Below are 12,027 nucleotides of genomic sequence, written 5' to 3'. Positions count from 1 at the left end.
AGGGCTGGCGGAATGGATTGTTCCGCCAGCCCTTCTGTTGTGGCCAGACCGCAAAGCGATGTTTCCGCCGGAGTCGGGCTGGTGGGGTTGGCCGTGTTGGTGGCCTGGGTGATGGTTTGCCGGTCATGGCCGATGGTGGCTGCCGCGCTTGATCTGGGCGGGCCGCGCGAGCCTTTGGCCGGGCCCTATGCGGCGGTGATGGCGCTGGCGCTGACCTCGGGCGCGATGGCCCTGTGGTCGGTGCTGGTGGATAACGTGCATCGGCGGGTCTCGACCGGCATCGACTGGACTCATCCTCGCCCCTTGCGCGATGTGCTGGGCATCAGCGCGGTCAAGCTGGTGGGCCTGTGGGCGACATGGGCGGTGATCGGCACGGCCTATTGCCTGTTCCGCTTTTATTGGCAGGAGCCTTGGCTGTTCGGCATCCGCCTGATCGGCTTGGGCGTGGTGCCGCTGGCCTTGCTTTCGGTGCCCTATGTCTTGTGGCTGGACCGGGTGCTGATCGATCCGCGCGATGGGGCGTGGCATTGCGGAGCGTGGGTTCTGGGCCGGGATGGGGCCGATGGGGGGCAGGTGCTGCTCCATGCGCGGCGCTGGGCGGTGAAGGGGTTTTTCACGGCCTTTATGCTCTCGATCCTGCCGGGCGGGTTTGCGGCGGTGGTGCATTTCGACGGGGCCGGGTTGGGCGATCCGGTGGCTCTGACCAACTGGCTGATTACGTGGCTTTTCATGATTGACGTGCAGATCGGCACGGCGGGTTATCTCTTCACCCTGCGCCCCTTGGACGCGCATATTCGCAGCGCTAATCCCTATCTCGATGGCTGGGCGGCGGCGCTGGTGTGCTATCCGCCCTTCATCATGATGGGGGGCAATGGGCCGCTCGATTATCACCCCGGCACGGCGGAATGGTCGCAATGGCTGGCCGGGCATGAATGGGCGCTATGGGGTTGGGGAGCGTGGTTGGTGGCGCTTACGGGCGTTTACGGCTGGGCGACGATGGTGTTCGGCCTGCGCTTTTCCAATCTGACCTATCGCGGGGTCATTACCCATGGGCCTTATCGGCTGACGCGCCATCCGGCCTATGTGTCTAAAAACCTGTTCTGGTGGTCGGTGACGCTGCCCTTTCTCAGCCCCACCGGATCGCTGGTAGATTGCATGCGCAATACCGCGATTCTTGCGATGGTCAGCGCGGTCTATTGGTGGCGGGCCAAGACCGAGGAGCGGCATCTGTTGGCGCAGGACACCAAATACCGCCAATATTGGGTATGGGCCGAAACAGGCGCGCCGATCACGCGCCTGCTCAAGCGGATAGTTTAGAAGCTGGCTTCGTCGTAAACGCGGCTGAGGTCGCCGCCCCATTCGCCATGATAGCGGTCCAGCCAGAGCTGGGCAGGCACCTTGCCGCTGGCCACGATTTCGTCGAGCGGGTCGAGATAGCGGGTTTCATCCGCGCCCTCGCCGTTCAACCGTGCGCGTGATTTCAGACCGGCGCGGGCAATCGCCAGCACTTCGCCCGCGATGTCGCCCAACCGGCCCCCGGCAATCGGCGCATCCAGCGCTAGCTTGGGCACGCCGGAACGCAGGATCTCGCGCTCCTCCATGCTCCAGCCCTTGACCAGATCCCATGCGGCATCCAGCGCGCCCTGATCGTAAAGCAGCCCGACCCAGAGCGCGGGCAGCGCCACGATCCGTTCGACCGGCCCGCCATCGGCGCCGCGCATTTCGAGGAAGCTCTTGAGGCGAACTTCGGGGAAGGCGGTCGAAAGGTGATCCTGCCAGTCGCCAATCGTCGGGCGCTCGCCGGGCAGGGCGGGCAGTTGGCCATTCAGGAAGTCGCGGAAGGACTGGCCCGCAGCATCGATATATTTGCCATCGCGGAACACAAAATACATCGGCACATCAAGCATATAATCGACATAGCGCTCGTATCCGAAACCATCCTCGAACACGAAGGGCAACATGCCCGTTCGCGCCGGATCGGTGTCCGACCAGATGTGGCTGCGATAGGAGAGGTAGCCGTTGGGCTTGCCTTCAAGGAAAGGCGAATTGGCGAAAAGCGCGGTGGCCAAAGGTTGCAGGGCCAGCGAAACGCGGAACTTCTGCACCATGTCGGCTTCGCTGCTGTAATCCAGATTGGTCTGGATGGTGCAGGTGCGCAGCATCATGTCCAGCCCCATCGACCCCACGCGCGGCATATGGCGCAGCATGATGTCATAGCGGCCCTTGGGCATGATCGGCAATTCGTCGCGCCGCTTGTCCGGGTAAAGGCCAAGGCTGAGGAAGCCCAGATCGCTGGCCGCGCCCACGGCCTTGACCTGATCGAGATGGCGGCGGGTTTCGGCGTCGGTTTCGTGCAGATTTTCCAGCGGTGCGCCCGACAATTCGATCTGACCTGCCGGTTCAAGGCTGACCGCGCCATCGCTGCCCTTGAGGGCGATGACGTGATCGCCCTCCATGATCTCGCTCCAGCCATAGGGCTTCAGCCCCATCAGCAGGTCGCGAATACCGCCAGCCTCGTCATAGGCCGGGGCGTGGCGATCCGCGCCGCGATAGACAATCTTTTCATGCTCTGTGCCGATGCGCCATTGGGCGCGCGGTTTCTCGCCCTCCTGCATCGGATGGGCAAGTTGATCCAGCCCGGAAATCAGGGGATCATGCTGGTCGGTCGCTTCGCGAGTGCTCATGGCGCGACTTCCTAGTGGGCCAAAACACTTTGCGCCAGCGAGAAAATCTATTCACCTTACGTTGTCAGTCGGTCGACCAGTCACCCATGCCGCCCATCCACAGGGCGGTGGCCGCGATACAGGCCGTTTCTCCCCGCAAAATGCGCGGTCCCAGCGTTATCGCACGGGCCGATGTATGGGCGCGGATGGCGGCGCGCTCCTCGTCGGTAAAGCCCCCCTCCGGCCCGGTCAGCAGCGCGGCAGGGCCGGAATGGGCGGCAAATGTGGCCAGTGCGGGCGCGCCGCCCTGTTCATCGGCAAAGAACAGGGCGCGCGGCGCTTCCCAGTCGCGCAGCAAAGCATCCAAACGCATCGGCGCGGCAATCGTGGGCAGGGCGGTGCGCGCACATTGTTCGGCCGCCTCAATCAATGTGGCGCGGGCGCGATCGAGGTTCAATTTATCCGCCACGCAGCGCCGCGTCAGCACCGGCTGAATATGGCGTACTCCCAGCTCGCAGGCCTTTTCCAACACCAGATCGAAGCGGTCCTTTTTGAGCAGCCCTGCGCAAAGCGTGAAATCGGGCACCGCCTCACGCCCGCGCAGCAGGTCCACGCATTCCAGCACCAGATCGCGCTTGCCCACCGAGATGGCGCGCGCTGCCCATTCGCCCGACACATCATCGCACAGGATGACCGCATCGCCCGGCCCCACGCGCATAACGCGGCCCAGATAATGCGCCTGCGGCCCGTCGATGCTGACCTGTGCCCCTTGCGAGAGGGGCGTTTCGACAAACAGGCGCGGCGCGCTGCGCGGGGGCCAAGCGGGAGTAGCTGGAAGATGATCGCTCATAGGCTCGCGCTCTAGCCGATTGCGGAGCGTCGCGCTATGGCATGGCGCATGAGCGAAACCGTCCAGATCGTACCCGACAGCGAGCATCGCGGGATCATGGGGCTGCTGCCCGCCGCGGCGCGCGATTATGCCTCTCTGGCCCGGCTGGATCGGCCGATCGGCTGGTGGCTGCTGTTCTGGCCCTGCGCGTGGGGCGTGTTGCTGGGCGGCGGCGCGGCGCGCTGGGGCCTGCTGCTCTGGCTCCTGCTGGGCAGTGTGGCGATGCGCGGGGCGGGTTGTGTTTACAACGATATTGTTGATGTCGATATCGACCGCCGCGTGGCGCGCACGGCCCTGCGCCCGATTGCCAGCGGGCGGGTGAGCAAGAAATCGGCATGGGCATGGCTTATCGGTCTGTGTCTGATCGGCCTTGTCGTGCTGCTGCAACTGCGTTGGCAGGCGCAATTGGTGGCGCTGGGCTCGCTGGCGCTGGTTGCGGCCTATCCCTTTATGAAGCGGATCACCGGCTGGCCGCAGGCGTGGCTGGGGCTGGTCTTCACATGGGGCGCGCCGGTCGGCTGGGTCGAGATGCGCGGGTTCGAAGGGCTGGGCGCGCTGGGCATGCTCTATGCGGGCTGCTGGGCGTGGTGCATGGCCTATGACACTATCTATGCGCTGCAGGATCGCGAGGACGATGCGCTGGTCGGCATCGGTTCCTCGGCGCTGTCCTTTGGGCGGCATGTGCATGCGGGCGTGGGCGCGCTTTATACGATGGCGCTGGGCTGCTGGGCGGGGGCCTTGTGGATGGCGCGGGGGGATGCGCTGGCCTTGCTGGCGCTGCTGCCGGTGGGGCTGCATTTCCTGTGGCAGGTGTGTACGCTGAAACAGGATGATGGCGGCAATGCGCTGGCGCGATTTCGGTCGAACCGGTTTGCCGGGTTCCTGATGGCGCTGGCCTGTCTGGTGGTCGGAAACGCTTAGCTTGCCTCAGCCAGCAATTGCTCGGCCGCGCTCAGATCCACACTGACCAGCCGCGACACGCCGCGCTCCACCATGGTCACGCCAAACAGGCGGTGCATCCGGCTCATCGTCACGGCATTGTGGGTGACGACCAGATAGCGCGTTTCCGTCTCGCGCGTCATCGCCTCCAGCAGGTCGCAGAAGCGCTCGATATTGGCATCATCCAGCGGCGCGTCCACCTCGTCCAGCACGCAAATCGGCGAGGGATTGGTCAGGAACAGCGCAAAGATCAGGGCCACCGCCGTCAACGCCTGTTCACCGCCCGACAGCAAAGTCAGCGATTGCAGCCGCTTGCCCGGCGGCTGGGCGAAAATCTCCAGTCCTGCCTCCAGCGGATCATCCGAATCGACCAGCGCCAGATGTGCCTGACCGCCCTGAAACAGCGTGGTGAACAGGCGGCGGAAATGGCCGTCCACCGCCTCAAACGCCGCGCGCAGCCTCTCACGTCCCTCGCGGTTCAGATTGCCGATCGAGCCGCGCAGCCGGTTGACCGCCTCGGCCAGTTCAGCCCTCTCGCGGATCGATTCGCCCGCCCGCTCCTCGGCTGCGGCCAGTTCCTGCGCCGCGACCAGATTGACCGGACCCAGCCTTTCGCGATCTGCCGCCCATCGGTCCATGGCGCGGCTTTCCTCGCCGGCCGCGCCCACCTCGGCCTCGGCAAAGCCAAAGCGCGGGGGCAGCAGCGGGGGCGGGCATTGGAAACGCTCGCCCGAGGCGCGGTTGAATTCGGCGCGGCGTTCGTTTTCATTCTCTGACCGCGCCAACGCCCCCGCGCGCGCCTCACGCGCGGCCAGAAGTGCCTCCTGCGCGCCCGCCAATTCGCGCTCGGCCTCGGTGGCTTCCCGCCCGGCCTGTGTCATCGCGCTTTCGGCCTGTATCTGGGCTTGGCTCAGCGCCTGCTGCTCTTGTTCCAGCCCATCCATCTCGACACGGATCGCCGCCGGTCTGGCGGCATGGACGGCGCGTTCCTGCGCGATTTCTTCGATCCGCCCCGCCATCTGCGCCAGCCTCTTGGCCGCATCGCTGGCCCGGTTCTGCCAGTTGCGGATCTCGCCCGATTGCGCATGAACCCTCTCGCGGGCCACGGCCATATTTTGATCCTGCGTGGCCAGCAGGGCTGTGGCGGATTGGTGGTTGCTGCGCGCTGCCTCATGCCGCAGGCGCGCCGCCTCCAGCATCGCCCGTCCCGTATCCGGCGCGGGCAGGGCAGAGCGGCGTTCCAGCGCGGCCTCCTGCTCGCCCCTTGCCGCATCGCGCTGCTGGGTCAGGTCAAGCGCGGCGGTCTGCAATTCGGCACGACGGGCGGCGGCGCGGTCGCGCGCGGCCTCGGCTGCATCCATCGCGCGCAGGGCGGCGCGCTCGGCATCGACGGCGGCGGCCACATCGCGCTCAAACCCGGCGGCCTCGTTCTGCGCCTGTGCCAACGCCCCGGCCACCGCGCCCGCCTCGGCCTCGGCCCGCGCCAGCGCCTCGCGCAATGGCGGGATCTGCGCCTCCAGCGCGAGGAAGCGGTTGTCCGCCTCCATCCGTGCCGCCTCCGCCGCGCCTTCGCCCCGCGCGACAAAGCCATCCCAGCGCCGGACATGGCCCGCCCGCGTCACCAGCCATTCGCCGGGCGCAAGGGCACGCCCATCGTCATCCTCGTCCACCCAGACCAGCGCCAGCCGCGCCGCCAGTTCCTCCGGGCAATCCGGCACATGCGCGGCCAGACTTTGCGCCACCGGCACAGGCGGCGCGGCCCCGGTCCAGAACCGCCCCTCGGCCCCGGCCTCGCCCAAAGGCGCCTTGGCATCGCGCCCCAGCACGGCGGCCAGCGCGCGCTCATAGCCCGGCGCGGCCCGCACATGGTCGAGCGCGAGGCGGCGTCCGGCGGCGTTCTTCTGCGCCTTGGCGCGGGTTTCGCGGTCGCGCTGCAAGGCCTGAAACTCGCGTTCGATCCCGGCCAGATCGGCGCGGGCCGCCGATAGCGCGCTGGCGGCGGCATCGCGCTGGCTCAACAAGGCGGCGCGCCGCTCCTGCGAGGCATTCAATTTCTCCCGTGCCTGTGTCAGCCTTGCCCCCGCCTCATCCCGCCGCGCGGTGGCCGCGGCCAGATCGGCCAATGGATCGCCCGCCCGGTCCAGCGCGGCCAATGCCTCGCCATTGCGCGCCAGATCGGCCTCGGCGCGGGCGCATCGGGTTCGGGCCTGTGCGATCTCGGCTTCGGCCACACGCCATTCGGCCTCGACGCGGGCCTGCTCGGCATTGGCCTGCGCATAGGCGATTTCGGCGGCGCGGGCGTTGCTGTCGGCCTCCTGCAGGGCCTGCGCCATCGCGGGCCGCTCGGCCTCGGCCTGCGCCAGTCGCGCGCGCGCTTCGTCCAGTTCGAGTTGCAGCCGTTGCAAGGCCTGCGCGGCATCGTGCGTCAGCCGATCCGCCTCGCTGCGGTCGGCTTCCAGCCTTGCCTGCTGACGGTCGAGGTCGGTTAATTTCGCCTGCGCCGCCTCCCACTGGCTGTTCAAAGTGGCAAGGCGGTGGGTATTGGCGCTGGCCGCCTCGCGCGCGATGCTCAGCGCCTCACGCGTGGCGATGGCGGCCTGGGCGGCTTTGGCCTGCGCGGTTTGCGCGGCATCGGCGCGGGCCTGCGCGGCGGTGGCGCATTCCTCGGCCTGTTTCGCTTCGGCCCTGGCGTGATCGGCCGCCTGCGCCGCCTCGCGCCAGCGGGCAAACAGCACGCGCGCCTCGGCCACGCGGATCTGTTCGGACAGGTGGCGATAACGCTCGGCCGTCCGCGCCTGACGCCGCAGCCCGGCGATCCTTGCCTCCAGCCCCGACATCAGGTCTTCCAACCGCGCCAGATTGGCCTCGGTCGCGCGCAACTTCTGCTCGGCATCACGGCGGCGCACATGCAATCCCGCGATGCCCGCCGCTTCCTCCAGCATGGCGCGGCGTTCGGCGGGGCGGGCGTTGATGACGGCGGCGATCCGGCCCTGACTGACCAGAGCAGGCGAATGCGCGCCGGTGGCCGCATCGGCAAAGACCAGCGCCACATCCTTTTGCCGCGCATCGCGGCCATTGATGCGATAGGCCGAACCCGCGCCGCGCTCGATCCGGCGCACAACCTCCAGTTCCTCGCCCGCGCTGTCATGGGCGGACAGGATCACTTCGGCAAAATCGCGCGGCGGGCGGGTGGCTGTGCCCGCAAAGATCACATCCTCCATCCCCCCGCCGCGCAAGCTCTTGGGGCTGCTCTCGCCCATCACCCAGCGGATGGCCTCGAGCAGATTGGATTTGCCGCAGCCGTTGGGGCCGACCACACCGGTCAGCCCCGGCTCTATGCGCAGTTCGGCGGGCTCAACAAAGCTCTTGAAGCCTGAAAGTTTGAGCCGCCGAAACCGCATGAAAGCCTATCAGGCGCCCGCAGCCTTCAGCGCGGCTTCGACATTCTTCCACTCTGCGCCTTCGACCTTGTTGCCGTTGATGAAGACGGTCGGGGTCGAATTGATGCCCTTGGCGCTGATCGCCTCGGATGCCTTGGCCACGGCTTCGGCGCGGGGCAAATCGGCAAGGCACTGGCGCTGCTGCGCTTCGGGCAGGCCGCGCGCCGAGAAGAAGGCGGTATAGCCCAGCGCGTCGGCAATGGCCGGATAACGCTGTGCGGCGGGCAGTTTCATCGCGGCCGAGGCCTGATCATACTGCTCCTTGGTCTGCGAATTCATCGCGTCGAAATTGGTGTAAACCTGTTCGATCAGGCCGAAATAGGCGTCATCCCCGCCGCAGCGCGCCAGAACCGTCAGCGGAATATCCTGCGGGTGGATGGCGAAGCTGCGGAATTCGAGGCTCACCTTGCCGCTGGCGATGTAATTGCCGGTCAGCGCGCTCATCCCGTCCTGCGCCAGTTTCGCGCAGTGGGGGCAGGAGAGCGAGCCATATTCCACCATCTTCACCGCGGCCTTGGGATTGCCCACGATGATGCCGTCGCCATCCTCGGTCTTGGCAAAGGTTTCGGCCCATGCCTTGCCCGCAGGCGGCGCCACGGCGGCCACGCTGCCGGCGGGCGCGGTGGCGGCGCCATTGTCCGACTTGTTGCAGGCGGCAAGCCCCAGCGCGAGCGGCGCCATGGCCAGCATGGTCAGGGTACGGGTGGAAAGCGGGGCAAACATCATCTTGCGACCTATCCTTGGGCAAAGAATGAAATGGGGGGCAAAGAATGAAACGGATTTACTTGAGAACGGCGGCCAGCTTGGGCTGCAATCCGGCCCAGTCATGTTCTTCGAGCATCTTGCCGTCCAGCGTGAAGGTGGGCGTGCCGGTCGCGCCCAGTTCCTGTGCTTCCTTGGTCTGGGCGATCACGCGGCGCAAGGTGGCCTCGTTGGCGAAACAGGCGTCGGCCTGCGCATGGCTCAGACCTGCGCTGGCGGCGATGTCATAGAATTTCAGGTCCGAGGCGATCGCGCGCATCCGCTCGGGCATCTGGCCTTCGTTCCAGCGCTTGGTCTGCGCCTCGGTTAGCTTTTGCGCGGTGGCGATCCACTTGTCCTGTTCGATCAGAAACTTGTGGTGCAGCGGGAAGAATTTCACCGGCGGCACGCAATTGGTCAGCATGGCGATGGTGATGTCGAGCGGATCGCGCACCAGATGGCGCACCTCGAACGACAATTGCCCGCCGCCCACCGGCCCCATGCGCAGCGGCAGCGCCGTCTCGGCCTCGAAATGGGCGCAATGCGAGCAGGTGTAGCTCATATATTCGATCAGCTTGTGCGGGGCGGCGGTATTGCCCTGAATATGCCCGCCAACCGGGCTGATGGCCACCTTGGCGCCCCATGCACCGCCGGTTGCGGCCGGTTTTGCGGTTGCAGCCTGCACCGGCGCGGCGCTCAGCCCAAGCGTCAGAGCAACAGCGGCCATCATGCGGAAGGGAAGAAGCATCCAGAGTCCTTTGCTGAAAACAGAATTCGTCACGCTTCGTCCTGATGGGCGATGCTGCGGGCCAGCGATTCAAGAACCGCCTTCAATTCGGGATCGCCAATATCGCGCAGCGAATCGCCAAGCTCGATCGGGATCGGTTTCAGGCTGGGCGGCGCGGCGCGGGCCGGGCTTTTGGGGCGGGCCATCACTTCCCCCTGCCGCATCTTGACCTTGGACACCGCCTGATAGCCAAAGAAGCGGTTCACCCGCTCAATGATTTCGGGGATCACATGGGTGATGATCGGCGCATGGGCGGGCAGAACCACCAGTTGCAATATGCCGTCGCTCTTTTCGCCGGGCGGGAAACGGATCGCCTCGGGCATGCAGACATTGGCGTGGATCGGCCCGACGATTTCGGGCCAGCGCGTCACCACGCTGGATTGCACAAAGCCGAAGCGGCGAAAGGCGGTGCGGCCAATATCGGGCATCAGTTCGGCAATCGGGCGCGCCTGGCCGCCGCGCGGGCGTTCATAAGGCTGGCCCACGCGCGATTTCGCACCGCCCGCTTTATCACTGCGCGACGCGACAGGGCTTTTGCTGCCCCTTGGTGTATTTGGCCTATCCCTTTCCATACCTGTCCAGCCATGCCATAGCCGCCCCATGGATGCCAGAGGCCAGAGCGCGAAATGCGGTAAAGTCGATGACCCGCGCGCAGGATCAATCGCGCCCGCGCTGCTGGGCTGGTATGATGCGCATGCGCGGGCCTTGCCTTGGCGCGCGCCGCCCGGCGCCAACCGGGCCGATCCCTATCGTGTGTGGCTGTCCGAGGTGATGCTGCAACAGACCACGGTGGCGGCCGTCATCCCCTATTTCGAACGTTTCACCACGCGCTGGACCGATGTCGCCGCGCTGGCCGCCGCGCCCGAGGAAGAGGTGATGGCGGCATGGGCGGGCCTTGGCTATTATTCGCGGGCGCGGCGATTGGTGGAATGCGCCAGGGTCGTTGCCGATCGCGGCGGCTTTCCCGAGGATGAGGCGGGCCTGCGCGCGCTACCGGGGTTGGGAGCCTATACGGCGGCGGCGGTGGCGGCGATTGCCTTTGGCCAGCGGGCCGTGGTGGTCGATGCCAATGTCGAGCGCGTGGTGGCCCGCCTGTTTGACATTGACGAGCCTTTGCCCGCCGCGCGCGCCGCCATCCGTGAGGCCGCCGACGCCATCACGCCCGACGCGCGCAGCGGCGATTTTGCGCAGGCGATGATGGATCTGGGCGCGGGGATCTGCAGCGTCCGCGCGCCGCAATGCCTGATCTGCCCCTTGCGCAGCGATTGTCGGGGACAGGCGCGGGCCGAGCAATTGCCGGTCAAGCCGCCCAAGAAGGCCAAGGCCCAGCGCGTTGGCCATGCTTGGTGGATCGAGCGCGACGATGCAGTCTGGCTGATCCGCCGCCCGGCCAACGGGATGCTGGGGGGGATGCGCGCGCTGCCCGATGATGGCTGGAATGCAAGGCGCGACGGGTCGGGTAATGCGCCGCTCGATGGCGGCTGGCAGGAGGCGGGCAGGGTGGCCCATGTCTTTACCCATGTCGCGCTCGATCTGGCCGTGATGGTGTCACAGGGCGATGATAGGCCGGAGCGTGTCAACGAATTGGAAGAGGGCGAATGGTGGCCGCTGGCCCGGCTTGACGAGGCAGGATTGCCCACGCTCTATGCCCGCGCCGCAGCGGTCGCGATGGCCAGAAAAGGATAGATATGCGTCCCCCCATTACCTTTACCGGCAATCCTCTGGACCGCGCCGATGCGGTGCGTTCTGATCCTGCGCGTCTGGCGGCGTTGTGGGTGCGGGGCGGGCGGCTGTTGCAGATGGAAGGGCTCGAGCCCAGCCTTGCCAGCGGTGCGCTGGTGTGGAGCGAGGTTGCTGCGCCCGAGGGCGAAGCGGTGTTCCTTGGGTTGGACGAGGCCGGGATCGGTCATTTCGCCCCGGTGCCATCCCCCGATCAGGCCAGCACGGCGCCTCCCAGTTTCAACCTGTGGCAGGCGCTCAACGGCATGGATGACGGTGAGATCGCGATCTATGGCGCGGCGCGGGCGCTGGTGGGCTGGCATGCGCGGCATCGGTTCTGCGCGCGTTGCGGCGCGGGCACGGTGTTGGCCAAGGGCGGGTGGCAGCGCGATTGCGAAGCCTGCGGGGCGCAGCATTTCCCCCGCACCGATCCGGTGGTGATCATGTCGGTCGAGCATGAGGGGCGGCTTCTGCTGGGCCGCCAACCGCGTTTTCCGCCGCATCGCTATTCCGCGCTGGCCGGGTTTATCGAGCCGGGAGAGAGTATCGAGGAAGCCGTCGCCCGCGAGATTTACGAAGAGGCAGGCGTCAAGGTGCGCGATGTGCGCTATGTCGCCAGCCAGCCATGGCCGTTCCCCTCCAGCCTGATGATTGCGGCCCATGCCTTTGCCGATGATCCGGCGCTGACCGTCGACCATAGTGAATTGGAAGACGCCCGCTGGTTTACCCGCGAGGAGGTGGTCGAGGCCATGACCGCGCGCGACCGGGGCGAGGATGGGGTGGCTTTCAGCGCGCCATCACGCACGGCGGTGGCGTGGCACTTGCTGGCGGATTGGCTGGAGGATTAGG

Annotated in this window: 10 protein-coding genes; 4 read left to right on the top strand and 6 right to left on the bottom strand. The window is 66.7% G+C overall.

Going from position 1 to position 12,027, the window contains the following annotated elements:
• The first annotated feature begins 12 nt into the window (after positions 1-12).
• A complete protein-coding gene (locus tag GGR38_RS01080) occupies positions 13-1,317 on the top strand; it encodes a methyltransferase family protein (RefSeq protein ID WP_183621867.1) in 1,305 nt (434 codons plus the stop codon).
• Here the strand turns inward: GGR38_RS01080 and GGR38_RS01075 are convergent.
• Positions 1,314-2,684, bottom strand: a complete 1,371-nt coding sequence (locus GGR38_RS01075) for a glutamate--cysteine ligase (RefSeq protein ID WP_183621865.1) — start codon at positions 2,682-2,684, stop codon at positions 1,314-1,316. The two genes, GGR38_RS01080 and GGR38_RS01075, sit on opposite strands and share 4 nt — an antisense overlap.
• A 64-nt stretch (positions 2,685-2,748) precedes the next feature.
• A complete protein-coding gene (locus GGR38_RS01070; RefSeq protein WP_183621863.1) occupies positions 2,749-3,513 on the bottom strand; it encodes a 16S rRNA (uracil(1498)-N(3))-methyltransferase in 765 nt (254 codons plus the stop codon).
• A gap of 48 nt (positions 3,514-3,561) precedes the next feature.
• Between GGR38_RS01070 and ubiA the strand changes: the two genes are divergently transcribed.
• Positions 3,562-4,473, top strand: coding sequence for a 4-hydroxybenzoate octaprenyltransferase (gene ubiA, locus GGR38_RS01065; protein WP_183621862.1), 912 nt, complete (start codon positions 3,562-3,564; stop codon positions 4,471-4,473).
• On the opposite strand, the gene GGR38_RS01060 is transcribed toward ubiA, so the two are convergent.
• From GGR38_RS01060 to GGR38_RS01045, 4 genes are read right to left on the bottom strand one after another with little or no spacing between them, the layout of a single operon-like run.
• Positions 4,470-7,892: a chromosome segregation SMC family protein gene (locus GGR38_RS01060; RefSeq protein ID WP_183621860.1), complete on the bottom strand. Its 3,423-nt coding sequence runs from the start codon at positions 7,890-7,892 to the stop codon at positions 4,470-4,472. The genes ubiA and GGR38_RS01060 overlap by 4 nt on opposite strands.
• Before the next feature lie 9 nt (positions 7,893-7,901).
• Complete coding sequence (locus GGR38_RS01055) at positions 7,902-8,657, bottom strand: thioredoxin domain-containing protein (protein WP_183621858.1); 756 nt, start codon at positions 8,655-8,657, stop codon at positions 7,902-7,904.
• Between the two features lie 55 nt (positions 8,658-8,712).
• Positions 8,713-9,420 (bottom strand): thioredoxin domain-containing protein, encoded by a 708-nt coding sequence (locus GGR38_RS01050; protein ID WP_183621856.1) that lies wholly within the window; start codon positions 9,418-9,420, stop codon positions 8,713-8,715.
• A 29-nt stretch (positions 9,421-9,449) separates the two neighbouring features.
• Positions 9,450-10,031: a DUF721 domain-containing protein gene (locus GGR38_RS01045; protein ID WP_183621854.1), complete on the bottom strand. Its 582-nt coding sequence runs from the start codon at positions 10,029-10,031 to the stop codon at positions 9,450-9,452.
• A gap of 28 nt (positions 10,032-10,059) precedes the next feature.
• On the opposite strand from GGR38_RS01045, the gene GGR38_RS01040 reads away from it, so the two are divergent.
• On the top strand, positions 10,060-11,145 hold the full coding sequence (locus GGR38_RS01040) for an A/G-specific adenine glycosylase (RefSeq protein WP_183621852.1): 1,086 nt from the start codon (positions 10,060-10,062) through the stop codon (positions 11,143-11,145).
• Positions 11,146-11,147: 2 nt separating this feature from the next.
• Positions 11,148-12,026, top strand: coding sequence for an NAD(+) diphosphatase (gene nudC / locus GGR38_RS01035; protein WP_183621850.1), 879 nt, complete (start codon positions 11,148-11,150; stop codon positions 12,024-12,026).
• The last annotated feature ends 1 nt before the right edge of the window (position 12,027 follow it).

The sequence above is a fragment of the Novosphingobium sediminicola genome, assembly GCF_014196525.1.
GTDB classification, from domain to species: Bacteria; Pseudomonadota; Alphaproteobacteria; order Sphingomonadales; family Sphingomonadaceae; genus Novosphingobium; species Novosphingobium sediminicola.
Note: the sequence above shows the minus strand (reverse complement) of the source record. Positions and strands in the feature narration are given on the sequence as shown.